This is a genomic window from Paenibacillus sp. TCA20 (assembly GCF_000732325.1).
In the GTDB taxonomy this organism is placed as follows: domain Bacteria; phylum Bacillota; class Bacilli; order Paenibacillales; family Paenibacillaceae; genus Paenibacillus; species Paenibacillus urinalis.
On the sequence record NZ_BBIW01000014.1, the window covers coordinates 1 to 25,320 of the forward strand.

Annotated in this window: 22 protein-coding genes, 11 tRNA genes and 1 rRNA gene; 28 read left to right on the forward strand and 6 right to left on the reverse strand. The window is 45.1% G+C overall.

Annotation, left to right across the window (positions count from 1 at the left end; all coding sequences use genetic code 11):
- The first annotated feature begins 202 nt into the window (after window positions 1–202).
- The 19 genes from rrf to glmS all read left to right on the forward strand — a co-directional run bounded on the left by rrf (window position 203) and on the right by glmS (window position 12,585).
- Window positions 203–319 (forward strand): 5S ribosomal RNA (gene rrf / locus TCA2_RS21415).
- Window positions 320–372: 53 nt separating this feature from the next.
- Window positions 373–448 (forward strand) — tRNA-Asn (locus TCA2_RS21420).
- A gap of 3 nt (window positions 449–451) precedes the next feature.
- Window positions 452–524 (forward strand) — tRNA-Thr (locus tag TCA2_RS21425).
- Between the two features lie 12 nt (window positions 525–536).
- Window positions 537–608: transfer RNA gene (locus TCA2_RS21430), tRNA-Glu, on the forward strand.
- A 9-nt stretch (window positions 609–617) separates the two neighbouring features.
- Window positions 618–693, forward strand: a tRNA-Val gene (locus tag TCA2_RS21435).
- 63 nt (window positions 694–756) lie between these two features.
- Window positions 757–831: transfer RNA gene (locus TCA2_RS21440), tRNA-Gln, on the forward strand.
- A 7-nt stretch (window positions 832–838) separates the two neighbouring features.
- Window positions 839–914: transfer RNA gene (locus TCA2_RS21445), tRNA-Lys, on the forward strand.
- Window positions 915–925: 11 nt separating this feature from the next.
- Window positions 926–1,006 (forward strand) — tRNA-Leu (locus tag TCA2_RS21450).
- Window positions 1,007–1,016: 10 nt separating this feature from the next.
- Window positions 1,017–1,091: transfer RNA gene (locus TCA2_RS21455), tRNA-Gly, on the forward strand.
- A 6-nt stretch (window positions 1,092–1,097) separates the two neighbouring features.
- Window positions 1,098–1,174: transfer RNA gene (locus TCA2_RS21460), tRNA-Arg, on the forward strand.
- A gap of 8 nt (window positions 1,175–1,182) precedes the next feature.
- Window positions 1,183–1,256 (forward strand) — tRNA-Pro (locus TCA2_RS21465).
- Window positions 1,257–1,264: 8 nt separating this feature from the next.
- Window positions 1,265–1,335 (forward strand) — tRNA-Gly (locus TCA2_RS21470).
- A gap of 341 nt (window positions 1,336–1,676) precedes the next feature.
- Window positions 1,677–4,466 (forward strand): phosphoenolpyruvate carboxylase, encoded by a 2,790-nt coding sequence (gene ppc / locus TCA2_RS21475; protein ID WP_047913654.1) that lies wholly within the window; start codon window positions 1,677–1,679, stop codon window positions 4,464–4,466.
- Between the two features lie 195 nt (window positions 4,467–4,661).
- Window positions 4,662–5,228 (forward strand): RNA polymerase sigma factor SigW, encoded by a 567-nt coding sequence (gene sigW / locus TCA2_RS21480; RefSeq protein ID WP_193746105.1) that lies wholly within the window; start codon window positions 4,662–4,664, stop codon window positions 5,226–5,228.
- A 183-nt stretch (window positions 5,229–5,411) separates the two neighbouring features.
- Entirely contained in the window at window positions 5,412–6,026 is a 615-nt protein-coding gene (locus TCA2_RS21485; protein ID WP_047913656.1) for a zf-HC2 domain-containing protein, read from the forward strand.
- 324 nt (window positions 6,027–6,350) lie between these two features.
- On the forward strand, window positions 6,351–7,181 hold the full coding sequence (gene cdaA / locus TCA2_RS21490; RefSeq protein ID WP_047913657.1) for a diadenylate cyclase CdaA: 831 nt from the start codon (window positions 6,351–6,353) through the stop codon (window positions 7,179–7,181).
- Window positions 7,174–8,604, forward strand: a complete 1,431-nt coding sequence (locus TCA2_RS21495) for a YbbR-like domain-containing protein (protein WP_047913658.1) — start codon at window positions 7,174–7,176, stop codon at window positions 8,602–8,604. The genes cdaA and TCA2_RS21495 overlap by 8 nt, the downstream gene beginning before the upstream one ends.
- 149 nt (window positions 8,605–8,753) lie before the next feature.
- The gene (gene glmM, locus TCA2_RS21500) at window positions 8,754–10,097 is read left to right on the forward strand and encodes a phosphoglucosamine mutase (protein WP_047913659.1); all 1,344 of its coding nucleotides are present in this window, start codon (window positions 8,754–8,756) and stop codon (window positions 10,095–10,097) included.
- Between the two features lie 655 nt (window positions 10,098–10,752).
- The gene (gene glmS, locus TCA2_RS21505) at window positions 10,753–12,585 is read left to right on the forward strand and encodes a glutamine--fructose-6-phosphate transaminase (isomerizing) (protein ID WP_047913660.1); all 1,833 of its coding nucleotides are present in this window, start codon (window positions 10,753–10,755) and stop codon (window positions 12,583–12,585) included.
- A gap of 340 nt (window positions 12,586–12,925) precedes the next feature.
- On the opposite strand, the gene TCA2_RS21510 is transcribed toward glmS, so the two are convergent.
- From TCA2_RS21510 to TCA2_RS21520, 3 genes are read right to left on the reverse strand one after another with little or no spacing between them, the layout of a single operon-like run.
- The gene (locus TCA2_RS21510) at window positions 12,926–13,390 is read right to left on the reverse strand and encodes a VOC family protein (RefSeq protein WP_047913661.1); all 465 of its coding nucleotides are present in this window, start codon (window positions 13,388–13,390) and stop codon (window positions 12,926–12,928) included.
- A 23-nt stretch (window positions 13,391–13,413) separates the two neighbouring features.
- Window positions 13,414–14,046, reverse strand: coding sequence for a nitroreductase family protein (locus tag TCA2_RS21515; protein WP_047913662.1), 633 nt, complete (start codon window positions 14,044–14,046; stop codon window positions 13,414–13,416).
- 60 nt (window positions 14,047–14,106) lie between these two features.
- Complete coding sequence (locus tag TCA2_RS21520) at window positions 14,107–14,688, reverse strand: NAD(P)H oxidoreductase (protein WP_047913663.1); 582 nt, start codon at window positions 14,686–14,688, stop codon at window positions 14,107–14,109.
- A 220-nt stretch (window positions 14,689–14,908) separates the two neighbouring features.
- On the opposite strand from TCA2_RS21520, the gene TCA2_RS21525 reads away from it, so the two are divergent.
- The 4 genes from TCA2_RS21525 (at window position 14,909) to TCA2_RS21540 (ending at window position 17,883) form a co-directional block, all read left to right on the forward strand.
- Window positions 14,909–15,502 (forward strand): TetR/AcrR family transcriptional regulator, encoded by a 594-nt coding sequence (locus tag TCA2_RS21525; protein ID WP_047913664.1) that lies wholly within the window; start codon window positions 14,909–14,911, stop codon window positions 15,500–15,502.
- A 336-nt stretch (window positions 15,503–15,838) separates the two neighbouring features.
- Window positions 15,839–16,213: a hypothetical protein gene (locus TCA2_RS21530; protein ID WP_047913665.1), complete on the forward strand. Its 375-nt coding sequence runs from the start codon at window positions 15,839–15,841 to the stop codon at window positions 16,211–16,213.
- Between the two features lie 457 nt (window positions 16,214–16,670).
- Window positions 16,671–17,000 (forward strand): PadR family transcriptional regulator, encoded by a 330-nt coding sequence (locus TCA2_RS21535; protein ID WP_047913666.1) that lies wholly within the window; start codon window positions 16,671–16,673, stop codon window positions 16,998–17,000.
- A 16-nt stretch (window positions 17,001–17,016) separates the two neighbouring features.
- Entirely contained in the window at window positions 17,017–17,883 is an 867-nt protein-coding gene (locus tag TCA2_RS21540) for a pentapeptide repeat-containing protein (RefSeq protein WP_047913667.1), read from the forward strand.
- Window positions 17,884–18,059: 176 nt separating this feature from the next.
- On the opposite strand, the gene TCA2_RS21545 is transcribed toward TCA2_RS21540, so the two are convergent.
- Complete coding sequence (locus tag TCA2_RS21545) at window positions 18,060–19,100, reverse strand: NAD(P)-dependent alcohol dehydrogenase (protein WP_047913668.1); 1,041 nt, start codon at window positions 19,098–19,100, stop codon at window positions 18,060–18,062.
- Between the two features lie 301 nt (window positions 19,101–19,401).
- Here TCA2_RS21545 and TCA2_RS21550 point away from each other — a divergent pair, with 301 nt between their 5' ends.
- The 5 genes from TCA2_RS21550 (at window position 19,402) to TCA2_RS21570 (ending at window position 23,428) form a co-directional block, all read left to right on the forward strand.
- The gene (locus tag TCA2_RS21550) at window positions 19,402–19,812 is read left to right on the forward strand and encodes a MerR family transcriptional regulator (RefSeq protein WP_047913669.1); all 411 of its coding nucleotides are present in this window, start codon (window positions 19,402–19,404) and stop codon (window positions 19,810–19,812) included.
- Between the two features lie 185 nt (window positions 19,813–19,997).
- Entirely contained in the window at window positions 19,998–20,693 is a 696-nt protein-coding gene (locus TCA2_RS21555) for a response regulator transcription factor (RefSeq protein ID WP_047913670.1), read from the forward strand.
- Window positions 20,694–20,695: 2 nt separating this feature from the next.
- A complete protein-coding gene (locus TCA2_RS21560) occupies window positions 20,696–21,631 on the forward strand; it encodes a cell wall metabolism sensor histidine kinase WalK (protein WP_047913671.1) in 936 nt (311 codons plus the stop codon).
- A gap of 197 nt (window positions 21,632–21,828) precedes the next feature.
- Window positions 21,829–22,752, forward strand: a complete 924-nt coding sequence (locus tag TCA2_RS21565; protein ID WP_047913672.1) for an ATP-binding cassette domain-containing protein — start codon at window positions 21,829–21,831, stop codon at window positions 22,750–22,752.
- Window positions 22,736–23,428, forward strand: coding sequence for an ABC transporter permease (locus TCA2_RS21570; RefSeq protein ID WP_238546479.1), 693 nt, complete (start codon window positions 22,736–22,738; stop codon window positions 23,426–23,428). The genes TCA2_RS21565 and TCA2_RS21570 overlap by 17 nt, the downstream gene beginning before the upstream one ends.
- Window positions 23,429–23,486: 58 nt before the next feature.
- On the opposite strand, the gene TCA2_RS21575 is transcribed toward TCA2_RS21570, so the two are convergent.
- On the reverse strand, window positions 23,487–24,374 hold the full coding sequence (locus tag TCA2_RS21575; RefSeq protein WP_047913674.1) for a hypothetical protein: 888 nt from the start codon (window positions 24,372–24,374) through the stop codon (window positions 23,487–23,489).
- A gap of 82 nt (window positions 24,375–24,456) precedes the next feature.
- A complete protein-coding gene (locus TCA2_RS21580; RefSeq protein ID WP_047913675.1) occupies window positions 24,457–25,266 on the reverse strand; it encodes an AraC family transcriptional regulator in 810 nt (269 codons plus the stop codon).
- Window positions 25,267–25,320 lie beyond the last annotated feature (54 nt).

Here is a 25,320-nt window from a genome sequence, read left to right on the forward strand (position 1 = left end):
TAAGAGTTTTCGAAGAAAACTTGCTTCGGAAGCATAAGCACAGAACCCCGAGAACAACGGGAAAAGCACTAAATCGCACATTGTTTCGTATCTAGTTTTCAGGGAGTAAATCCTTGTAAAGATTTGAAGCTGCATGTCCTTTCTAAGGTCTGATATTTTGCTGGTGATGGTTCACCGAAGATATCACAGCGCAAAAATCATGTTTGGTGGCGATAGCGGAGGGGTTCCACACGTACCCATCCCGAACACGACCGTTAAGCCCTCCAGCGCCGATGGTACTTGGACCGCAGGGTCCTGGGAGAGTAGGACGCCGCCAAGCAAACATCCTTACTCAGTTTTATACTGAGAGATGTGTTGACTACTAGTTAATATTCCCTGATAGCTCAGTTGGTAGAGCACTCGACTGTTAATCGAGTTGTCACAGGTTCGAGTCCTGTTCGGGGAGCCATATGCTCTCATAGCTCAGTAGGTAGAGTGCATCCATGGTAAGGATGAGGTCACCGGTTCGATCCCGGTTGAGAGCTTAGATATTGCAAGGCCCGTTGGTCAAGGGGTTAAGACACCTCCCTTTCACGGAGGTAACAGGGGTTCGAATCCCCTACGGGTCACTTTAGTATGGAGACTTAGCTCAGCTGGGAGAGCATCTGCCTTACAAGCAGAGGGTCGGGGGTTCGATCCCCTCAGTCTCCACCATTATTTATTTCGTAAATATTGGATATACTATATATGAAGATAATACTCATCATATAAAAATGTTGGGGATTAGCCAAGCGGTAAGGCAACGGACTTTGACTCCGTCACGCATAGGTTCGAATCCTATATCCCCAGCCATTTATATGAGCCATTAGCTCAGTTGGTAGAGCACCTGACTTTTAATCAGGGTGTCGAAGGTTCGAGTCCTTCATGGCTCACCAGTTAATCATATGCGCGTGTGGCGGAATTGGCAGACGCACTAGACTTAGGATCTAGCGTCCTTGACGTGGGGGTTCGAGTCCCTTCACGCGCATTGATTTTTTGCGGACGTGGCTCAGCGGTAGAGCATCGCCTTGCCAAGGCGAGGGTCGCGGGTTCGATTCCCGTCGTCCGCTCCATATTTTGCGCCCTTAGCTCAGCTGGATAGAGCGTTTGACTACGAATCAAAAGGTCGGGAGTTCGAATCTCTCAGGGCGCGCCATTTACTATCGGGATGTAGCTCAGCTTGGTAGAGCACCTGGTTTGGGACCAGGGGGTCGCATGTTCAAATCGTGTCATCCCGATTGTATTTGCGGGTGTAGTTCAATGGTAGAACTCCAGCCTTCCAAGCTGGTAGCGTGGGTTCGATTCCCATCACCCGCTTCATTATACTTATTGTAAAGCCTGATCTTATGGATGGGCTTTTTTTTGTATATCTACTCCCCGTCGGGTCACGCACGAGGTCTATTTTTCATATGCACTTGTTGTAAAAAATATCTATAATTAGAATTAGAATGGATCTCTTCTCAAGGCGCGTTTGATGTGATGATAAAGGTGTAGAAATACGAAGTATAACTGAATATTCTATTCGAAAATTGTCAAAAAACCTGTATTTTCTATCACAAAACTAAAGATTTTACCTGATTTTTATTGTATCATGTTATGAAGGTGTCAATTATGACGGACGATTAACTTTGTATTCAGCTGGAGATAGGAGGATATGCATGACAGAACTTATGGCAACCGCGAACAAAAACAATTCAAATAATTTGTTGCGTCGGGATGTGAGGTTTCTAGGTAATATACTTGGTGAGGTTCTGGTACATCAAGGAGGGAACGAACTCCTGAACGTTGTTGAGAAGATTCGCGAGACGAGCAAGGCTTTACGTGCTGAGAATACGCCTGAATTGTTCCAGGAGTTTATGAGCATGATACAGGGGCTTGATTCGGATCGACGTCATCAAGTTATTCGTGCTTTTGCGATTTATTTTCAATTGGTGAACATCGCAGAGCAGAATCATCGGATCCGCCGTAAGAGGGATTACGAGCGTTCTGCGGGAGAGGCTGTACAACCGGGTTCTATTGAGAAGGCTGTACAAACATTGAAGGATAAAGGTTTTGGCTATACTGAGGTACAGAGCATCTTGGAAACAATGTCCCTGGAGCTAGTCATGACCGCGCATCCAACCGAAGCTTCCCGCCGAGTTATTCTTGATATACATAAACGTATATCTGAGGATGTTATGCTCTTGGATAATCCAACCCTTACGCATCGTGAACGTGAACAGCTGCGTGAGAAGCTCCTGAACGAGGTCATAACACTCTGGCAAACAGACGAACTGCGTGATCGTAAGCCAACCGTGCTCGATGAGGTAAGGAATGGAATGTACTATTTCCATGAAACGCTGTTCCATGTACTGCCGGATGTTTATGAAGAGCTGGAGCGCTGCCTAGAAAAGTATTATCCAGAACATCGCTGGCATGTGCCTACTTATTTACGTTTTGGCTCCTGGATTGGCGGAGACCGGGATGGGAACCCTTCCGTAACGGCTGACGTTACCTGGGAGACCCTTAGAATGCAGCGTAAGCTTGCTCTGCGTGAATATCAGCGTATTTTGATTGAATTAATGGGTAAACTGAGTTTCAGCACGAATATCGTTACCGTTTCTGAAGAGCTCATGTCTTCTATTGAAGAGGATCGTCAGAAGGTAGTTCTGAAGAAGGCGGATATTTGGCGGAATGAGAAGGAACCTTATCGCATTAAAATCGCCTACATGCTTTCCAAGCTGAATAATGTGCTTGATGACAACAAAGTCGGCCAGTCAGACCGTTACGCTTCACCGGAGGAATTGATTAACGACCTGAAGCTAATTGACCGCAGCTTGAGATATCATTATGCGGATTATGTCGCAGACACTTATGTGAAAAAGATTATTCGCCAAGTGGAGCTGTTCGGCTTCCATACCGCGACTTTAGATGTTCGTCAGCACAGCCAAGAGCATGAGAATGCTATGAAGGAAATCTTGGCTCATATGAACATTGTAGATGATTATTCTGCTCTATCTGAGGAAGAGAAGATCGATTTGCTAGCCGGCTTGTTGAGCGATCCACGACCATTAACTTCTTCACATTTCAGCTATAGCGAGAGCACGCAGGAATGTCTTGAAGTATATCGCACGATCTACAGAGCTCAGAAGGAATACGGCAGAAACTGCATTAACAGCTATCTGATCAGTATGACCCGAGGTGCTAGTGATCTTCTCGAAGTAATGGTCTTTGCCAAAGAAGTAGGTCTCTACCGCAGAGAACCAGATGGCACTGTGATTTGTACCATTCAATCTGTGCCACTATTCGAGACTATTGAAGATCTACATGCAGCACCAGCGATCATGAAACGCTTATTCGAATTGCCGGTATATCGCAATTGTGTATCCGCGATGGAGGATCTGCAAGAGATCATGCTGGGTTACTCGGATAGCAACAAAGACGGTGGAGTTGTTACAGCAAACTGGGAGCTGCTCGTAGCCATGAATGAAATTACTGCAGTAAGCCAGAAGTACAATATAAAACTCAAGTTCTTCCACGGACGTGGAGGAGCGCTTGGTCGCGGCGGTATGCCGCTAAACCGCAGTATCATGGCACAGCCGCCTCATACCATTGGTGGAGGCATCAAGATTACGGAACAAGGAGAAGTTCTCTCCTCACGTTATTCCCTGCAAGGAATCGCGTATCGAAGTCTTGAACAGGCGACGTCTGCTCTTCTGACAAGTGCTATGGTTGCCAGTGTGGAGGCACCGGCTGAAGAAGAGGCTTGGAAGGAGATTATCGTATCGATCTCAGAAGCTTCTCTGAAGAAGTACCAAGATCTTGTATTTAATGATCCTGACTTCTTCAATTTCTTCAAAGAATCTACCCCGCTGCCTGAGGTTGGTGAGCTGAATATTGGATCCCGACCTTCTAAGCGGAAGAACAGCAATCGCTTTGAGGACTTACGTGCCATTCCTTGGGTATTTGCTTGGACACAGAGCCGTTATCTCTTCCCTGCATGGTATGCTGCTGGTACAGGCCTACAGAGCTTCTATCAGGGCAAAGAGGAGAATCTGAGGGTGCTTCAGGATATGTATAAGAACTTCCCGTTCTTCAGTACATTGATTGATACCGTACAGATGGCGGTAGGCAAGGCAGACATGAACATCTCGAAGCAGTACACATCTATGGTACAGGATGATGTGATTCGTGCACGTGTCAAAGGCAAAATTCTTGAAGAATATGAACTAACAAAGGATCTACTTCTAAAAATTACAGGGCAGCAGGATATCCTTGATAATGTGCCTGTGATTCAGGAATCCATTCGCTTGCGTAATCCGTACGTTGATCCGCTAAGTTACTTGCAAGTGCAGCTGCTTACTGAGCTTCGTGCATTGCGTGAACAAAACGGAGACGATTCTGAATTACTCCGGGAAGTGCTGCTTACCATTAACGGCATTGCCTCAGGGATGCGGAACACAGGCTGATAATAAACATCTAAACATTGAACTGGGTTCAATCTTCGGGAGCTCTCTTATCTTAAGTAGAGAGTTCCCTATTTTTTTGACAATTGAAGTGGAAATGATTGATTTTTAACTGCACATGAATTACGATTTGAATGATGTATTTTTTGGGATATGAGCGGTACGAAAGACCCATCAGCAAGTCTGGGGGAATATATGGTGGATAATTTGGAGAATAGGTTGGTCAATCTAATACTTAAGGGTGATCAACGGGCTTTCGCTGAGCTTGTGGAATTGTATAAGGATAAATTGTTTCATTTGGCTTATCGGATGCTGAACAATAGACATGAAGCAGAAGATATTGTGCAGGAAACTTTTTTGAGAGTATACCGGAATATGGAGAAATATGATCCAGAGCAGAAATTCTCGACTTGGATCTATCGGATTGCAACGAATTTATGTATCGATAGACTCCGGAGAAAGAAACCTTCCTACTCGCTCGATGCCGAGCTTGGAGATCAGGAGGGGACTGATGGATACGCCATGATTCCAAGCGATAACCGGACCCCTGAGAGTGAAGCGCTGTTGTCTGAGACGCAGCGGATTATTCGTGATGCAATTGAAACGCTGCCTGCTAAGTACAAGTCGATCATGGTACTACGCTATTTACAGGATCTATCTCTACAGGAGATCAGTGATATATTAGGGATGCCTGTCACAACCATTAAGACGAGAGTACATAGAGGCCGTGAATTTTTGCGTAAAAAGCTAGAGTTCAAATTGTAGCCGATCAATTTTGTATAGCACGATAAGTTTTATGAAATTGATCCGGCTCGTTTTTTTAAAAATGATGCATAAATTATTGAAACGTTCTTAAATATGCTTCGTATTTAATGGAAGCAAGTCTTATGTCTGTATAATTCATACGGCAAATAAGACTTAAAGATCTAGAGGAAAGGATATGCTCATATGGACTGCAAGGAAAGCACCTCTTTAATGCATGAATATTTAGATGATGAACTATCGGTGTCCCAAAAGAGCGGGCTCGAGAGTCACCTGTCGACATGTCCCGACTGCCGCATGCGGTTTAAAGAGTTGGAACAGACGGATATGCTGTTATACGCAATGAGACATTATTCACCGTCTGCTTCAGATGAGCTGACTGATCGGATCATGAGTGCTGTACCACAACCCAAGAAACAGCAGCCATGGCTGAAGTGGGTCAAAAGACACCCGGCCCTAACTGCTGCAGCCATTTTTGTAATCGTGATGTTTTCCAGTACGATCAGCTTTTGGGACCAGAGTAACCAGTTGATTGTCAGTGGAGATGATCTAGATCAGATTGTGATCGAAGGGAACGATGTCATTGTACCTGAGGGCAAGTCGATTACAGGGAATTTGACGGTCGAGAATGGGACTGCAAAAGTATACGGTAATGTGGAGGGTAACCTCACGATTATTGATGGTCATTATATGACGGCCTCTACAGCTCATATCTCAGGACAAATCAAGAGTATAGATCAAGCGCTGGACTGGATTTGGTATAAGATAACAGACGTGATGAATGTCGTAGCTTACCGCTAATAAATGCTTACAATAGTAGAACATTCCTTTATAAAACCAGAGAGCCTCTGTTATGAGGGCTCTTTTTTTAATATTTTCAGGGTATAATGATAATAATTGGGAAAGGAATAACGAGCTCGCTTGCAACTTGCACTTTATCGTTATAACCTAGATATGATGAAGAACATACTACAACTAACTCTATAGAATGAGCGAATGATCAGGTCACCTATCATGCCAGAGCCCTTATAAACCATAAAGGACCATGAAGAGCTTAGTTCGATCTATCTTACAGATATATGAATGTGGACATTTACTCAACTAGGGAATATCGGGGGCAATCGCATGAACTATTTTGCGGATTTGACATGGCAAGAGGCCATTAAGGATATTATAGATATTTTAATTGTAGGGTATATCATATACCACATTATCCTGCTTGTTCGCGGGACCCGTGCTGTACAGCTGTTGAAGGGTATACTTCTGCTCGTTGTCGTGTGGGTAGTCAGTACCTGGTTTAACCTCTACACGCTGAAGTGGCTCATGAACCAGTTGTTTACATTCGGGGTGCTGGCACTATTTATCATCTTCCAACCGGAGCTTCGTCGTGCACTCGAGCAATTGGGCCGCGGCAAATGGTTTAACCGGATTACAGCGGATGATGAGGAGTTCAGTCGTTTTACGAATGAAATTATTAAGGCTGTGAATTATTGCTCTCGTCGCAAGATCGGAGCACTCATTGTGTTCGAACGGGAAACGGGACTGAATGAATATACAGAATCAGGGATCAAGATGAATTCAGTTCTTAGCTCCGAGCTGCTGATTAACATCTTTATTCCAAACACACCGCTTCATGATGGAGCTGTTATTTTGCAAGGGAAACAGATTGCAGCCGCTGCCTGCTATTTGCCTTTGTCAGAGAATCCGTTTATCAGCAAAGAGCTCGGAACGCGGCACCGTGCAGCGATAGGGGTAAGTGAAGTGGCAGATGCTGTAGCGATTGTCGTGTCTGAGGAGACAGGACAGGTATCCTTAGCGATTAACGGACAAGTGGTGAGGGATATAAAAGAGGAATCCTTGATCTCTAAACTGCATGAAGAGCTACGTCCTTCTTCAACACTGAAAGAAAAGAGGCACTCGATCTGGAAACGGAAGGGGGGCCAGGGTAATGGATAAATGGTTCAACAATAACAATTTTACCAAAATATTGGCGCTGGCTATCAGTTTGCTGCTGTGGGCGATGGTTCATTCGAACGATGTTACACCTACTCCGACAACGACAGCATCTGTAGAGCCTCGAGTGATAGATAATATTACGATTGAGCCTTATGGCATCGATTCATCCAAGTATGTTCTTACGTCAGTAGATGCAACCGAAGTCGAGATGCAGGTCAGGGGACAACGCTCGGTACTGACTTCTGTTTTTACAGATGAATATAAAGTCCGGCTGGATCTCAGCAATGTGGGTCCAGGAACGAGCACGCTACCGCTAAGCCATGTGGTACCAAACGGAGTGGAGTTTGTTAAGATGGAGCCTTCTACGGTGACGGTAACTGTCGAAGAGCTGGGAACGAATACATTTGATGCGAGTATCGTACCTACAGGTGAGCCAGCTGCAGGATATTTGGCAGGAGACCCGGTAGTTACGCCTGCGGAGCCGGTTAAGGTTACTCTTCCCGAGAGCCAGCTGGCAGCCGTAGGCAAAGTCGAAGGGACAATCGATATTGAAGGGGCAACGGATACGGTAAGTGAGAAGAGAGTGCGCCTCAAAGCCTTTGATCTCGATGGAAATGAGATTGAAGGAGCTGTAATCGAGCCTGAGTCGGTGGCTGTAGAAGTGCCGATTACGGAGCAGTTTACCAAGGTCCCATTTAAGGTGCATTACACCGGACAGCTTCCGGATGGCCTGACCTTATCTCAAGTGAAACCGAATGTAAATGAAGTAACTTTGTATGGAAATCAGGAGCTGCTGGCAGGAGTCGAGAACTATAATGGAGTGACTTTGGACCTTAGCCAGATCTCGGAGGCGGGGACACATACAGTTAACGTGGACTTGACGCCGCCCTCCGGTTTTGAGAAAATCGAGCCGAGCTCCGTGCAATTAGAGGTGACGGTTGCATTATCCGATGAAGTGCAGGATACGGAAAAGGTGATACGGGATGTCCCCATCGTAATTAAGGAGCCAGGCGGCAGTCTGGAAGCAAGTGTTACGAGGCCAAGGGACGGGTTGAAGGATATCACCATTTCCGGACCCAGTAATATGCTGGATAACATAGACGCGACGGATCTAGAGCTAATTGCAGATGCGAGTGATTTGGCGGAAGGATCACATGAAGTGACCTTGCAAGTCAATGCACCGGATTATGTAACGGTCAAGAATTCATCGGCTGACCTCACCATCGAGGTTCAGGTGAAGGACACCTCTACCGAAACGACCACTCCGCCAACCGAACCCGATGCAGGATCGGGAGAGGAAGAGGAGAACAGTGGTACAACGAATGGGGAGGACAATGAGGACGAGTCAGATCCGAGCCAGGAAGGGAACGGTGACCCGGATGATTCCGGTGCAGATACCGATGCATCCAATCCAGCATCTTAACAAGAGCTTACTGCCATTTTTACAGTAACAATGTATCAGCCATTATTATTTAATATTATGAATTGCACGAATTTGAATTAGATTCACATTTTTTCTAAAGCAAGCTTGCTAATTGACTATTCACATATGACAAAAAGGAGTTCAGGAGAATGGGGAAATATTTTGGTACTGATGGAGTCAGAGGGGTTGCTAATAAAGAATTAACGGCAGAGATGGCCTATAGCATTGGACGCTGTGGAGGATATGTACTCGCTGGAGGCGTAGACCGTCCGAAAGTGGTCATCGGGATGGATACACGTATTTCAGGGCTCATGCTGGAATCGGCGCTCGTTGCAGGCCTCCTGTCCATTGGTGCGGATGTTATTCGTCTTGGTGTGGTTTCGACACCAGGCGTAGCATATCTAACACGCACACTCAAAGCAGACGCAGGAGTCATGATTTCTGCATCTCATAATCCGGTGGAAGACAATGGAATCAAATTCTTTGGGGGAGACGGCTTCAAGCTGTCTGATGAGACAGAGAACAAGATTGAGGAATTGATGGATGCTTATGAAGACACCCTTCCTCGTCCGATCGGCAGCGGTCTGGGCACGGTTACGGTCGACGAACAAGCGAAGTTTACTTATCTTGAGTACCTCAAAACAACGGTATCTTCCCAATTCGACGGTTTGAAAATTGTACTGGATTGCGCTAACGGTGCTGCGTATGAGCTGGCTCCGAAGCTTTTCGCTGATCTTGGAGCCGAAGTGATTACAATCGGTGTTGAGCCAGACGGACTTAACATCAACGAGCAATGTGGCTCTACACACCCTGAGAAGCTCAAGGAAGAAGTGATTCGCCATGGGGCGGATGCAGGTCTTGCCTTTGACGGCGATGCAGACCGATTGATTGCGATTGATGAGACGGGAGCCGAAGTGGATGGCGACTTTATTCTGTGCATTTGCGGCGATGCAATGAACCGTGCAGGTAAGCTGCATGATGGAACGATTGTATCCACCGTAATGAGTAATATCGGTTTCTACAAGGCAACTGAAAAATTAGGACTTAAAACAGCAAAGACTGCGGTCGGTGACCGTTATGTGATGGAAGAAATGCGCCGCGGGGGCTATAATCTGGGCGGTGAGCAGTCGGGCCATGTTATTTTCCTAGACTACAACACGACGGGTGACGGTATGCTAACCGCAATCCAGTTAATTAATACGCTTAAAGAATCGGGCAAGAAGCTGAGTGAGCTGAAAGGCCTGATGAAGCAATATCCGCAAGTGCTGGTCAATGTTCGTGTCGAAGACAAGAGCAAGTATGAAGGCAATTCGGTTATTGAGGAAGCAATCGCTATGATCGAGAGCAAGCTGGGCGACAATGGACGTGTACTGGTAAGACCATCCGGGACAGAATCTCTGATTCGTGTTATGGCAGAAGGACCGGACCGTATAGAGCTTGAGCAGTTCGTTGAGCATATCGCGGGTGTAGTTAAGAAGGAACTGGCAGGATAACCTGGTTGTCCTGCTCTTAAAATAAGCCCGTGTGACTAGTGTCTAGTTTCACGGGGTTGTTTTTTGGGTATTTATGATGAAATTTGCTTGGAGGTATATTGCTCCATTGCAAAACTGACATCAGATGCATATAATGAGTTGTGTGATTCAGACATAGAAAGTGAGGATCGAGGTTACAACAGCATTACAAGCGCCAGAACTTGTTCCAGTGTACGGAACCATTGTTATGTAAAACAATGGACAATGGTCAAGTTGACGAGGTGGGGGTGTTCGAATTGTTCGGCGGGGACCTCCCGGTAATCCACCATACCGTAAATCGAGAACGGAAAAGAAACAGGCGACTGTTTTTACAACGAATCGATAGGTGAAACAAAATTAGAATGTGCACGAGGAGAGCATACTTCAGCTTTACATGAGTGATGATATGCGTCATCGTGACATTGATCATAGGATAAGACGGAAGTCATTTCATACGATATTAAGGCCATCTATTGAGCTGGCCAGTTCCAGAACAACATACTGGTTCGTGCTATGTAGCTTGCCGTATAGGGTTAGTCACCCGCATATCAGACTATTGTTTACTCATGTCTATTTGCATGCTGTTGGTGCATTTCTCCCGTCATGTTCAAACATTCGAATCGGAGGAATTTTACCTATGTGTGGAATCGTTGGATATATTGGAACTAAGAATACGCAAAATGTGTTGATCGAAGGACTGAAGAAGCTGGAATACCGTGGTTATGACTCTGCAGGTATTGCCGTGTTCACTCCAGAAGGTCTGCAAATTACGAAATCTATTGGTCGTCTTGCGAACCTTGAAGCTAAGCTGGAAACAGCTCCGCTGCAAGGAAGTGCAGGAATTGGACATACACGTTGGGCAACTCATGGTAAACCATCGGATGAGAACTCTCACCCGCATACAGACAACAGCCTTAAATTCTCTGTAGTTCATAACGGGATTGTAGAGAACTATCTGGAGCTGAAGGATGAGCTGATCAGTCAAGGCTGTGTATTTACTTCGGAGACAGATACTGAAGTTATCTCTCACCTGGTTGCTCGTGAGTACGATGGTGATATCGTGAAAGCTGTTCAAAAAGCGATCACATACATGCGTGGTGCATTTGCACTCGGCGTTTTGACAGAATATGAGCCGGATAAATTGGTTGCTGTTCGTCAAGCAAGTCCGCTGATTATCGGTCTTGGTGAAGGAGAGAACTTTATTGGCTCCGATATTCCGGCTATTCTCGAATACACTCGTAACGTGTACATCCTGAATGACGGTGAAATGGCAGTCCTGACACAGGATTCTGTCGAACTGATGACAATTGAGGGGAATTTTATTTCTCGGGAAATGATTCGTGTCGACTGGGATGCGGTTACAGCTGAAAAAGGCGGATTCGATCATTTCATGCTGAAAGAAATCTATGAACAGCCTAAAGCTTATCGTGAGACGATGCTGGGCCGGATTTCTGCAGATCACAAACAAGTATTGCTTCCTGATCTGAACTTGACGGAAGAGCAAATTAAGAATATTAAGAACATCCAAATTATCGCCTGTGGTACGGCTTACCATGCAGGTCTCGTTGGCCGCAGCATGATTGAGCATCTGGCTCGCATTCCAGTAGAGACCGATGTTGCTTCCGAGTATCGTTACCGTTCACCAATCGTGAACTCTGATACACTCGTTATCGTAGTCAGCCAATCGGGTGAAACAGCAGATACCCTTGCAGCGCTTCGTGAAGCACAGGCTAATGGTGCCCATGTACTTGCGATCACTAACGTGGTGGGCAGCTCCATCGCTCGTGATGCAAACGACGTGCTTGCAACACTGGCAGGTCCTGAGATTGCTGTTGCTTCTACGAAAGCTTACACTTCTCAGCTGATTGCATTTGCTCTGTTCAGCTTGTACCTCGCTCAAGTGCGTGGCACTCAAACAGAAGAGACGGTAGCAGGCATCATCGCTGCGATGCAATCTCTGCCTGAGCAAGTGGAGAAAATGCTGGATCAAGCGGAGACTATTAAGGATTATGCTGAGCAAATCTCCAGCCATAAGAACCTGTTCTTCATCGGCCGCGGCGTAGACTACGCTGTTGCTCAGGAAGGTTCCCTTAAGCTGAAAGAGATCTCTTACATCCACTCTGAGGCGTATGCAGCAGGTGAATTGAAGCACGGTACGCTTGCATTGATCGAAGACGGTATTCCGGTAATTGCCCTGGCAACACAAGAGGATGTACTTGAGAAGACAGTAAGTAACATCAAGGAAGTAAAAGCACGCGGTGCAGACGTTATGGTGATTACGCATGAAGAGCATGTTGCGAACCTGCTTAAATCCGTAGACCAAGCATATGCAATTCCGAAAACATTGCCGATCCTGACACCAGCACTTTCCGTAGTGCCGCTCCAGCTTCTGGCATACTACGCATCTCTTGCCCTCGGTCTTGATGTGGATAAACCACGTAACCTGGCGAAGAGTGTAACAGTAGAATAATTTATTTTATTAAATAAATTCACCACACGCTTTTTTTAATACAGTTAGCAGCAAAAACAGTTGTCCCGAAAGGGGTAACTGTTTTTTCTTTTATCTTATAAAGCATTTTCTCCCGAATATCTAGCTTATGGTCCGACTGACATGCGCAAAGCCATTGACGGTCGACAGTCTGGTAACCCCCATGTAAATCGAAGGCTAGCTGCAGCTAACGGGCAGGGCATTATCTCTGATATCGTTAATTTAATTTGTGGTCGATAAGATACCTTTAAGGAATAAAAAGAAACCTTAGCGATATAACCGTCGGCTAAGGTTTTTGCAGTTGAATACTATTGAATACCTCTTACTCTTTCTGATGTTCGAGAAGTTCAATGAGCAGCTTCAGCTTGGAGGACGTATCCATATAAGCATAGATGTATTGTCCAGCGGCATCTTCCCCTTTTTGCAGAACGGGCATGTGCTCACGCTCCATCAGGAGGATCTTCTCTTGCATTCCTTCAACGAAAAAGGCGATATGATGAAAGCCTTCGCCATGACGGTCCAAGGATTCACGCCAAGTGGACGGATGATCGTCCGGCTCGATGAGCTCCAACTGAATCGATCCCATATCCAAGAATGCAAGCTTGGCACGTCCCTCGGTCGGCTTCCCTCTGAACTCCGTAAGTGTAATTCCAAACTCATCTGACCAGAACCAACTGCGATTATCGATGCCGAAGAAATCGGCATACGCTTGACTCGCTGATTCAATATCATGGACGAGCAACGCTATTTGCGCAACGGCAGTTGTGCCTAACATGCTTTTAGTCATGCTAAATGTCTCCTTCGTTACCGTCAGAACCTTTCGTTAATCACGATTTGATCCGCTGAAAAACGGTTCGTAGCGTACGCAGGTTGTTCCGCATATCCTGTTGCCACCATAACGACAGGAATAAAGCGTTCTGGGATATTTAATTCTTCTCTAAGTGCATCCGCGCTGAAGCCACCAATAGGGCATGTGTCAATCCCGTGAGCTTTTGCTGCCAGCATGAGCTGCATCGCTGCAAAAGAAGCATTTCGTATGGCATCGTGTACGCCGGCGGTTGCGACATTCTCGTAATAATTGTTGATATCATTCACCATATTGTTCACGACGTCTTCCGTCATAGCCCCCGACCGAACCATTTCGTCATATACAGCTTCCGCATTTTTATTCGCCTCCATGTCACCCAAGACAATAATGACGGCTGAAGCGTCCGCCACTTGCTGTTGATTGTAGGCTGCGGGCAAGATGCGGTTCTTATTATCCTGATTCTGAATCACGACAAATTTCCAGTGCTGAAGATTCCATGCCGATGGTGCTGAACCCGCGGCTTCTATAATGGTTTTTAAGGTAGCTGGTGGAATCTCCACACCCGGTTGATACTTTCTTACGCTCCCGCGTTCTTTCATCACTTGAATAACACTCTGCTCCACAGCGTTTACCATAACCGTTACACCTCATCATTTTATTATATTAAAATAGTTTTAATCCGACGAAACATCCCGTTAAGCTGGTTTCCGACAGTATTCCAAACCTAACTGGTAAGCTTGCTGCAGCAAACCTTGACGATACTCTGCATTCTCATTCAAGGTATCGTACAGGATTTCGACTCTGGAGTCCGGAATGCCCGAATAGCTGGCGATCCCTACATTCAGATGCTGGCTGAGCATCTTGTCGTACTGTCTTTTCTCAAAATGTTCCGGCGGAGCTCCTGCAAGACCGAGCCATAAAACTTGCCGATGATGCAACTGATTCGCTCCGTATGCAAAACCATTATTCCAAACCCGATCGATATACCCCTTGAGCATGGCCGGCATGCTGTACCACCAGATCGGAAAGATATACGCGAGCGCATCATGCTTCCTCATTCGTTCCATTTCCGCTTCCACTTCGGGCGAATAGATTTTGCGGCTGTCTGACCAATCTGGTTCGTCGGCTTCCCCTAATACCGGGTTAAACCCGTGCCGGTGCAGATCCAGCACCTCCGATTCATGCCCAGCGTCCTTCAATCCTTGGACGAAGCGCTCCGCGACTGCAAAAGTCAAAGAACTTGTTCTCGGGTGGCATACAACCGATAAGATCCTCATCGTGAAATGAACCTCCTTTCTTAGGATGTGTGCTGCAGAGAAGCTAACCCATAACAAGCTAGCCACACTTATTACTTTACTTATGGTAAGTTATAATTTTACAAAGGTCAAGTTAAAATTACCAAAGAATCAATTCAACTTGACTAATTGTTCATTTAAACTTTATGATCATGGAGATTATGTCTCACTCATTTATAAAAATACTGGAGGTAATAAGCGTATGGGGGAGATTCGTAATGCCGAACGTACGCGAAACAATATATTCGCTGCGGCACGTAAAGAATTTTTCGAAAAAGGATATACAGGAGCTCGTTTGGAGGCCATAGCGGCGGGCGCCGGCGTGAAAAAGCAATTGCTTTATCACTACTTCAAAGGTAAAGAAGACCTGTTCGAGGCCATGTTAGAGCAAATGCCGGATAAAGAACCGGGGTGGGCTTCCATGAATCCTACCGATCCTGTTCATATTGCGGAGCACCGGTTTAAAGTCAATGCCCAGCTTAGGATGGATTTTTTAAGATTTACCACCTGGGAAGCTCTCGAGAAACAGCCCGAACAGCCTAACCGAAAGAAAAAGAGAGAGGCTGCGCTTCAAGCCTATGTGGACGATATGAAAGCCAAGAAGGCGGCCGGTCTGGTTCCCGAAGATCTGGATCCGGTTATGCTGACGCTAGCTCTTATTTCTTTATCCAACTATCCTCTGATCTTAGGCGATGTTACTAAAATGGTTACCGGGAGCGAATCTACCGACCCGCAATTTCAAGAGAATTGGGCGAACTTCCTTACGCAGCTCAGCGCGCGAATTTTTAGGGAATAGATCCGTTTTTAACGTCTCACTGACACAAATGAATGTGAACAAGCCTTGATGACGACCGCTGTTCAGAATATGAGAAAGATGGCCCTACACTTGGCCAAGCAGGCTATTTGAGGGCGATCTTTACGATTTGGTCTACCAATTCAATCATTCTCCATCACTTGCAGGAGTGTCTAACTAAAAACTCTCACAAGAAGCTTTTTTCTCTTCAGTCTGGGACACAACCTCAAGGTTGTGTCTTTTATATGCTTGGCGTGTCCAGAGGCACGCATCTCCAAGGTGGTGAAAATCCGGTCGCGGGAGGGGCAAGGTGTTCGTTCAGAATGAAAGGGGTATTTCATGAATATTACGAAGTATATTGAAGAAATTCTAGTTGATAGATTTGCTCAATTTGGATTTAAATATGAGAAATCGGATTTTAATTGGACTTTTATAAGAGAGAATGGTGGGGTAAAGGAATACATCGAAATTGAAAAAAGTGAGTGGTACAAAAATGCAATAAGATGTGAGTACCGAAAGGGCACTTCTTCTAGAAATACGATTGCCTTTCTGAGAGATCGGATAGAACAAGTCCATGTTTATTCAGATGAAACGACTCTAAGAGAAGAATTAGAATCTATAGTAGAGGTAACAGAAAAATTTGCTATGGATTGGTTTGAAACCATAAAGGTTGGGGTTAAAAGTTCTCCAGATAATTTTCTAGGAAGTGAGTGAAATATTACAATACAGTCTTTTATAAGTGAAAATAATATTGACTTGAACAATCCCCAATCAATATTGACTTTAGACAATTTACTAAAAAAGGAGATATCGAGAGAGGATATATATTCAGTTAGCTACTGTTTCGGGGAGATTACAAGACATCATCTCGGGGGAGAATGGGATGTTCATTCAGAAGATGGACCTTTTTATAAAGAATATCGCAGGCTCAAAAGAAATGACTCTCAAACCATATAATCTGGTCATGAAGACAATGGTGACTCCTAATGAGTTAAGTTTATTGTATTTTTTTGAAATTTTCAAAAATGCAGCTAATGAAATGAATTAAATCAATATAATTGGAGAAATATCTATCTGAACAATTAGAGCAAGCGTCATGTTTATCTTTATATCCCTATTACCTTTACAGTCACAGTAGTTTAAACTATCATGAAATGGTGGGGGTGCTGAGATGAGCAACAATAAAATTACCTCCGACCTGCTGCGCGGACATACCGATACGATGATATTACGCTTATTATCCGAGGCTGATCGTTACGGATACGAAATCGTCAAATTAATTGCAGAACGTTCAGGCGGAGAATATGAACTAAAGGAAGCGACGATGTACTCCAGTGTTAGGCGGCTTGAGGCAGATGGCGATATTGAATGGTACTGGGGTGATGAATCGCAAGGTGGAAGACGGAAATATTTTAGAATCACCGATAAGGGCAGAGAAACGTATCATCGTAATATAGAAAACTGGGAATATGCGAAGCGAGTTCTTAAGGACTTATTATGAGGAGCTGATCGATCCTATGGATGAGAAGTTGGTCAATTATTTAAATGCCGTGTTCGCACCGTATGATGGGGTCAAGAGCGTGGAGGAACTGAAGAATGATCTGCTCCATGATCTGAATGACCGGTATCGGGAACTCCAAGAGCAGGGCAAGGACGAGCAAACGGCCTTCGAGATGACGATCGATAGTATCGGTGACATCGAACAAACGGTACAGGAGGTAGCAAGCCTGTCACGCACGCTGGAGAGGCAGGTGCTCACGAACTTCAGTGCGAGTAATTTATCCAAGAGCGACTTTGCTGATGTTAAGGTACATAAAGGAAAATTTGCGTCGAGTGCACTGCAGGGATCTGACTTCTCCAACGCGGATTTGACGGGAAGCACGTTCTCGAGCAGCGATGTACGAGATGCTAATTTTGATGGAGCGAACCTGACGGACTGCAACTTTTCATCACTTGATCTATCCAATGCGACCTTTAATCAATCCGTTTTGGTACGGACCAATTTCAGCGTTTCCAGCTTGAATGGTGTGAGGTTTGTCGGGGCAAGATTGACGGACGTTAAGCTCATCACAACCGATCTTAGAAAGACGACATTTGAGAATTGCATCTTCGTTGGGGTGGATTTCAAAAATTCAGACCTCACCGGACTTTGCTTTGACGGACAGAGCTTTACCGGTGTCCGATTTGAGAAGTGTGCTTTAGCGGGTGCTTCATTTAAAGAAGCGATCTTGCGAGATGTTTCCTTCCAGCCCGGATTTACGTTGACTAAGAAATATTACCGTATGATGAAGACGATATGCTTCGACAATGCGGTGATGGATAAATTGACTTATGCGGCACTCAAAGGTATGGAAGCGGACTTATCCAAAGTCATCGTTAGATAAGCCTTATTAGATATGCCTTATAAAATAAAGCAGGCAAACAGCAGAATTGAGCAATAGCCGATCAGCTGCACAGGATAAATGAAAGGCCGACCTACATGATTTGCAGGCCGGCCTTTCATTTATTCATGACCGAACGAAGACGAGCCCTGAACAGATATGAAACGCATTATTGTTTATTACATCGTGCTCGTATCAATTACGAATCTGTACTTCACATCTGAAGCGAGAACCCGCTTGTACGCTTCGTCAATCTGATCGGCCGATATGACCTCAATCTTCGGAGCGATATTGTGTTCTGCACAGAAATCGAGCATCTCCTGTGTTTCACGGATGCCGCCAATCATGGAGCCTGCGAAGGAACGGCGATGCCCAATGAGAGACATGACATTAAGGGACAGCGGCTCTCCAGGCGCACCGACGTTCACCAATGTTCCGTCAAGGGTGAGCAGAGAGAAGTAAGCATCCATATTCAAACTAGCGCTTACCGTATTAATAATTAAATCAAAGGTTCCCGCCAGTTTCTTGAATGTCTCCGGATCACTTGTAGCATAGTAGCTGTCTGCGCCAAGCTGCAAACCATCTTCCTTTTTCTTTAGAGATTGGGACAGAACGGTGACTTCAGCACCCATCGCATGTGCAATTTGAACCGCCATATGACCAAGACCACCCATGCCAACCACAGCGACTTTCTTGCCGGGAGCGGCTTCCCAGCGGCGAAGCGGCGAATAAGTGGTAATCCCAGCACAGAGTAGTGGAGCTGCTGCATCAAGCTCAATGTTGTCCGGAATCCGGACGACAAAGCCTTCCGTAACGACAATATGGGTAGAATATCCTCCTTGTGTAGGTTCACCATACTTGTCCACGCCCGCGTAGGTAGGGATATTTCCCTTAAGACAGTATTGCTCTTCTCCTTTACGACAGTTCACACAATCCCCGCACGAGTCAACCATACAGCCAACGCCTACCCGGTCCCCGACTTTATATTTGGTCACTTCGGAGCCTACATCGGCTACGATTCCTGCAATCTCATGTCCAGGTACGAGAGGGTAGTTCACTTCTCCCCATTCACCGTGAGCAGTATGGATATCGGAATGGCAAATACCTGCATATTTAATTTCGATCAGGATATCATGGGTATCGAGATCCCGTCTTTTTATTTCAGCTGCTCTAAAGGATTGATCGGGACCATCTACAGCCCGTGCTTTAGCCGTTATCATAATTGTAACCTCCTAGAGTATAATTTTTATTTTCAAGAGACAGGCCCTATCCAAGGAGAAAGTAAGCTTACTTGTTTAAGGATATCTTTAATTCATTCTCTGCCTTAGAAACCTCTCTTGCATGTCCATGTTAAATGTTATAGTTAACTCTAAGTCAAGCCACAAAGATCGAGTGTGCAGCAAATTCGTTCCTAAGTCGCAGGATTTGCTTTGACAGTATCTCTAGTCCTTGATAGAATTGCATAGACTTAGAGTTAACTCTAAGTCTATGTTTAAGAGAATGGGAGAGTAGTGGATTCGCATGAAGACATATACGATTAGTGAAGTTGCCAAAGAATTGAACCTTACCCCTTACACGTTACGTTATTACGACAAGGAGGGGCTTTTGCCTTTTGTAGAACGTGCAGCCGGTGGAAAAAGATTGTTTAAGGAATCAGACATGGAATCATTAAAAATTATTGAATGTCTCAAATCTACCGGGATGCCGATCAAAGAAATTAAAAGCTTTATTGACTGGTGCTCGGATGGAGATGCGACGTTACAGCAGAGACATGATATGTTCATCGAACGAAGAGCCACGGTAGAAGCACAGATGGAAGAACTGAAGAAGACAATGGAAGTCATTGAACATAAATGCTTATATTACAAGACCGCACTTGATGCCGGAACAGAAGATATTCATAAGACTAAAAAAATGGTGATTACACAGTAACCCAAAGAAACCACCTGAGATGAATTGTACCCTCAATGTCAGCATTGTCTAACTTTGGGGGACACTTCGATCCAGGTGGTTTTCGTCTTTAAACTCGGAAATAGACAGGAACTTGAGAGTACTGCATAGAAATAAGGAGAGGAACAATATACCTTCAATCTAGGCAAAGGAATGGATGTGTTCGGATGCAGAAACGAATCCTGCTGGTAGAGGATGACGTGGAAATCAATCAATTAATCGCAAGTGCGCTTGGACAGGAGAACTATAAAGTAGACACCGCCTTCGATGGAGAAGAGGCGCTGGCACTTTTTCATTCTATAGAACCGGATTTGCTCCTGCTTGATTTAATGCTGCCTAAGCTGAATGGAATGGAGCTGCTTAGAGCGGTAAGAGAGACCAGTACCATCCCTGTGCTGATCATCTCGGCCAAAGGAAGTGATCTGGACAAGGCGCTCGGTCTCGGATTCGGTGCAGATGATTACATCAGCAAGCCATTTTCGATGATCGAATTAACGGCCAGAGTCAATGCAGCGATTCGCAGATCGACGCAGTATCTCCCAACAGACATCAGTTCCCTTCCATCCATACTCCATTACAAGGAGCTCTCTCTCGACCTTCATTCTTTTACTGTACAGCTACAGAATAGCACTGTCCAGCTGACCTCCAAGGAATTTCAAATATTGAAGCTGCTGATGAAGAATCAGAGCCGAGTGTTTACGAAGGAGCAGATGTACAATCTGATCTGGGAAGACGAGTATTATGGTAATGAAAATGTCATTAATGTTCATATTAGAAGACTTCGCGAGAAGATTGAAGAGAATCCTTCCGAGCCTAAGTATATTCGTACCATATGGGGCATCGGTTATAAGCTGGGGGAGTAACCATGGTGAACTTCCTATATGTCATTATTATCCTATTAATTGGTGTCGTCGTTATTCAATATTTGTCCCGAAGGAGATTGAAGGAAGCGATAACCGACATCAGCACAAAAATGGATGAAATTATTCGGCTGGAGACGGCGGAAAAGGTACTGCTTCCTACCGGAGAACAGGAGCTGCAGCAGCTGCTAGTCCAGGTCAATCGTCTGCTCGATCATAATCAGAAGCTAACCGCGGATTATATCAAGGCCAAAGACAGCTTACGCAAGCTGATTGCCAATATGTCTCATGATCTGAAGACGCCGCTCACTGTGATATTGGGATATGTAGAGAAATTAAGATACGCGGATCACCTAACGGACGAGGACAGGCACGTCCTGATGGGACGGCTCCATGATAAGGTGTGGAGTCTGACAGGGCTTCTGAATCAATTTTTCGATCTGGTTAAGCTGGAATCCGACGATTATGTTGTTCCTCTGAGCAAAATTTCACTCAATGAGATATGTAAGAAGAACATTTTGGATTTTTACGAGCTGCTCTTGGAGAAGAAGCTTCAAGTCGAGGTGGCCATCCCGGAACATCCATTATATATTTTGGGCAATGAGGATGCTTTGAACCGGGTCATCAGTAATTTAATCTCGAATTCAATCCGGTATGGAAGTGATGGAGGTCTCTTTGGCTTAACACTGCAAGAGCAGGATGGCACGGTGAGCCTGGAGGTGTGGGATAAGGGCAAGGGAATCGACGAGCACGATCAAGCCAAGGTGTTTGAACGGCTGTATACGCTGGATGATGCTAGAAATCCACAGTTTCAAGGAAGCGGGCTCGGACTCAGTATATCTAAACGTTTAACCGAAGCGATGAAGGGAACCATTCATTTGAACAGTAGGCCGTATGAGAGAACAAGCTTTACTTGCCATTTTAAACAAATTACATATTGATCTGGATCAGAGGAGAGGTGTTCAACGAGGAGCAGCTCTTTTTTGATTGATGTACGACAGAGATCATTTTACTCCATTGAACAACTCCTTTTTGTGAAACTTAAGAAATAAGTAAGAAATGGGAAAGAAAAAAGCAAATGTGACTGATTATGATAGAAGTAAGAAGAGGGACGCAGAAATAGAGGAGGAAAGAGAAAATGGATGATGTGGTGATGACGGAACAGTTAACGAAGAAATCTCGTGGCCGGCTGCTTGTATCTGGTGTGAACCTTCACCTCCGAAGAGGTGAGATATATGGCTTTCTCGGACAAAACGGAGCAGGTAAAACAACGATCATGAAGATGCTGACCGGCATTATGCGACCTACCTCAGGTGAGATTATGTTATTTGGCAAAAAACTGACTTCGTCAGAGAAATCTGGACTGAAGCGGGTAGGAAGCATTATCGAGTACCCGATCTTCTTCGAACACTTGACGGCGATTGACAACTTGCAGCTTCACTGTGAATACCTGGGCTTTTACGACAAAAAAGCAATACTGCAGGCGATCGATATGGTGCATCTAAATGGGCAGGAAGGAAAAATGGTCAGTGAATATTCGCTGGGGATGAAGCAGCGCCTGGGCATTGCAAGAGCAATGATCACCAAACCGGAGCTCATTATTCTCGATGAGCCTACGAACGGACTTGACCCGATCGGTATTAAGGATATGAGGGATTTAATCCGGATGCTGAATAAGGAATATGGAATATCCTTTCTCCTGTCCAGTCATATTCTAGGGGAGATTGAGCAGGTAGCAGACCGGATTGGCGTTATCAAGGATGGGAAGTTAGTTAATGAAGTGAATCTTGAAGACATTCGGAAGATGCAGACCAATTATATCGAAATTACGACCAAGGATGTGGACACGGCTGCTTTTTTGCTGGAGCATAAACTCCAAATTAACAACATGAAGATAATGAATGATCGTCAGATACGGATCTATGATCAGCAGATCGCCCAAAGTGAGATTTCGAAAATGCTGATTCTGCATGACGTGGATATTGAGGCCATTCAGAAGCATAGTCATTCCCTGGAAGACTACTTTTATGGACAAATTCACGGAGGTGGCAAAGTTGGTTAAGCTCATGGCACTCGAATGGAAGAAGCTGAAGCGCAAGATGGTGATCAGCGAGGTTGTCATCTATACGTTAGTGATCATGTTTATGCCGATGTTGTTAGTAAGAACGCTCCCTGATTTTGGGCAAAGCTATGAAGCTATGACTACACTTATGATGTCGATTCAAATGGGGTTTATTCTGTTCGGAGCTTCACTCATTAATCAGGTAGTCATTGAGGAATACAAATATAAGACGATGTCTCTATCCTTTGGTTACCCCATAAGCCGGAGAAAGCTAATGCTGGCTAAGGTTCTGTTTATCGCGGCTTTTGTGTTTATCTGTACTTTCGTGTCTTGTATCTTGTCGGGAGCAGCGACCTTCCTGCTCAATCAGAGCTTGCACTTTATTGAAGGACAGCTGAGTTCAGCGGATATAACAGCCTACTTCAGTCGCAGTTTGATCCAATCCGTTATTATCACCCTGGCTAGTCTCATCCCATTCTTTATCTTCGGCGTTTGGCTGAGAGCCACTATTCCCGCGGTTCTATGCGCCATATTCCTGATGCAATTTCAAAATTTCGGGTTTCTGCTGGATATGGACCTTCATACGAATCTAGTGAACATCGTGTTATGTCTGCTTGGGTTGGGAAGTGTATACCTGGCGATTGCAACCGTAGATACCCGTATAGGGGAGATCTAAACCGTAATATAAACCAATAGCGATGATCTTCCAAATTGAAGATGATCGCTATTTTTCATCACAGGTAACATAATATGGATTTCTCAATCCAATAGGAGAACACTGTATTTGGGTTATGCTCCTCATAGCTCTTCATCCGCAAGTAGAGCTCCGCTCCATCGGACACATCATGCCACAAATCCGTAAAGACATAATCATATGCACCGGAGGACAGCTCGCGCTCCGCATACTCGAATGCATCCGCTTGAATGATGCGAATCTTATGTCCATGAGCAAACTGAGGCAGAATGTGCTTCTTGAACAGTCTAATGACATGCTCATTCGCTTCGACGATGGTGACGCTGCTCACGTTATCTTTTATGGAAACCATATAAGCGTAATAGCCGAGACCAAGACCGAAGGTCAGCACATTGCCAAAAGCCGCTTCAACCGGCTCCTTCATCGTTTCGATCTCATTCGGCGTAATGGTCATCCAGATCCGGTCATTTTCGAGAACGGCAGGGAACCTGAATTCCTCATCGAAAAAGCCGATCTGCGGAAGCTGCCTTCCCTCCTCCGTACGAATGATGTCATTGCATACAAAGCCCTCGTAAGGCTTGTATCGCTCATATTTTAACCGGCTGTTACCGATCTGGACGTTAGGGATCTCAATATTCTTATAGTAGGGATTATTGTAGTATTCACTCATATCCAGCTTATGCGTCATACGCATAAAATAATGGTCAAACAGCTCTTTATGATAAGCATGCTCGTTAATATCAAGTCCGAACGCTCCTGCCAAAATCACGTTAAAGGCATATTCTTCAGTAACACCGTACGCCGTAATTTCCTGAATCTCCTCTGAGGTGATAAGATCAGGCGCTTGATTCAGATAATGGCTGAGCAAGGCAAAGACGGTTCGGTTATCCTCTTCAATTTGAGTCCTCGTTTCTTTATCTCGTTCCATATGCGCTCCTCTTCAAAAGGGATTCATTAATTCATTAATCGGATGAGTATTTCATCTTCTAAGTCATTCATCTTAAAAATAGTTAAAGCGGTGAATCAACGATTTGGTTACGGTACTCTACAGGGGATAGGCCGAAATGTGCGCGGAATACCCGGTGAAAATAAGAATAGCTGGCAAAGCCGCATATTTCGGCAATATGCTCCAGCGTCATCTCGTTGCTGTATTTAATTTGTTCCACGGCTGCCTTCAGCCGGATCTCAATAGCGTATTGGATCATGGTTTTTCCATAATGCTCTTTGAATAAACGAACGGCACTCGATAGACTGAGCCCCGCGTAGCTTGCTGCTTCCTCCAGCTTGAAGGTGGTTGTCGCATGCTCCTCAATGAATCGCCTTAGCTTTAGCGTAGAGGTTCCTTTTAGTCCAGTCTGTACATTTTCGGAGATCGCTCTGTCGATGTATAAGCATAAGCCGCGAAGCAGGACATCCTCCAGCTCCGTGTTCTCCTCTAATGAACCCCGTCGTCTTTCTAATAGCAAATTGCGCCATAGTCCGATAAGCTTCTCATCCAGACCAACCCGGCTGACGGCAGGACGGGATCTTCTTCTGTACCACCAGTCATCAATCCAGGGTCCTTGGCAGAACAGATAATAGTCTCCGCTGGATAATCGGCCCTCGTTCGCCGGCTCTTCCACGACAAGATGATAGTCATCTCCCGGCTTCAGCAGCAGAAGGTCTCCAGTGGTGAGCGTGTGCTCTTGACCCAGTGAATACACTTTGCAGCTTCCTTCCGTTTGCAGCCGAAAGAGATAGTGGGGCAATCCGCTTTTTGTATTTTGAATGAACGGCTTGTAATGATAGGAATAATCGCATAGGAGCAGGGTTGTATCCACGGGAACTTTAAACCTCCTGTCAAAATAATGAGCAAATAGTTCATGTTATGATCA

Coding starts and splice junctions, on each gene's coding strand:
- TCA2_RS21560 (WP_047913671.1), top strand. CDS start 20,696: ATGGTGAACTTCCTATATGTCATTATTATCCTATTAATTGGTGTCGTC.
- TCA2_RS21550 (WP_047913669.1), top strand. CDS start 19,402: ATGAAGACATATACGATTAGTGAAGTTGCCAAAGAATTGAACCTTACC.
- glmS (WP_047913660.1), top strand. CDS start 10,753: ATGTGTGGAATCGTTGGATATATTGGAACTAAGAATACGCAAAATGTG.
- TCA2_RS21530 (WP_047913665.1), top strand. CDS start 15,839: ATGAATATTACGAAGTATATTGAAGAAATTCTAGTTGATAGATTTGCT.
- TCA2_RS21515 (WP_047913662.1), bottom strand. CDS start 14,046: ATGGTAAACGCTGTGGAGCAGAGTGTTATTCAAGTGATGAAAGAACGC.
- TCA2_RS21485 (WP_047913656.1), top strand. CDS start 5,412: ATGGACTGCAAGGAAAGCACCTCTTTAATGCATGAATATTTAGATGAT.
- glmM (WP_047913659.1), top strand. CDS start 8,754: ATGGGGAAATATTTTGGTACTGATGGAGTCAGAGGGGTTGCTAATAAA.
- TCA2_RS21555 (WP_047913670.1), top strand. CDS start 19,998: ATGCAGAAACGAATCCTGCTGGTAGAGGATGACGTGGAAATCAATCAA.
- TCA2_RS21525 (WP_047913664.1), top strand. CDS start 14,909: ATGGGGGAGATTCGTAATGCCGAACGTACGCGAAACAATATATTCGCT.
- TCA2_RS21535 (WP_047913666.1), top strand. CDS start 16,671: ATGAGCAACAATAAAATTACCTCCGACCTGCTGCGCGGACATACCGAT.
- TCA2_RS21520 (WP_047913663.1), bottom strand. CDS start 14,688: ATGAGGATCTTATCGGTTGTATGCCACCCGAGAACAAGTTCTTTGACT.
- TCA2_RS21545 (WP_047913668.1), bottom strand. CDS start 19,100: ATGATAACGGCTAAAGCACGGGCTGTAGATGGTCCCGATCAATCCTTT.
- TCA2_RS21565 (WP_047913672.1), top strand. CDS start 21,829: ATGGATGATGTGGTGATGACGGAACAGTTAACGAAGAAATCTCGTGGC.
- ppc (WP_047913654.1), top strand. CDS start 1,677: ATGACAGAACTTATGGCAACCGCGAACAAAAACAATTCAAATAATTTG.
- TCA2_RS21575 (WP_047913674.1), bottom strand. CDS start 24,374: ATGGAACGAGATAAAGAAACGAGGACTCAAATTGAAGAGGATAACCGA.
- TCA2_RS21540 (WP_047913667.1), top strand. CDS start 17,017: ATGGATGAGAAGTTGGTCAATTATTTAAATGCCGTGTTCGCACCGTAT.
- TCA2_RS21510 (WP_047913661.1), bottom strand. CDS start 13,390: ATGACTAAAAGCATGTTAGGCACAACTGCCGTTGCGCAAATAGCGTTG.
- cdaA (WP_047913657.1), top strand. CDS start 6,351: ATGAACTATTTTGCGGATTTGACATGGCAAGAGGCCATTAAGGATATT.
- TCA2_RS21495 (WP_047913658.1), top strand. CDS start 7,174: ATGGATAAATGGTTCAACAATAACAATTTTACCAAAATATTGGCGCTG.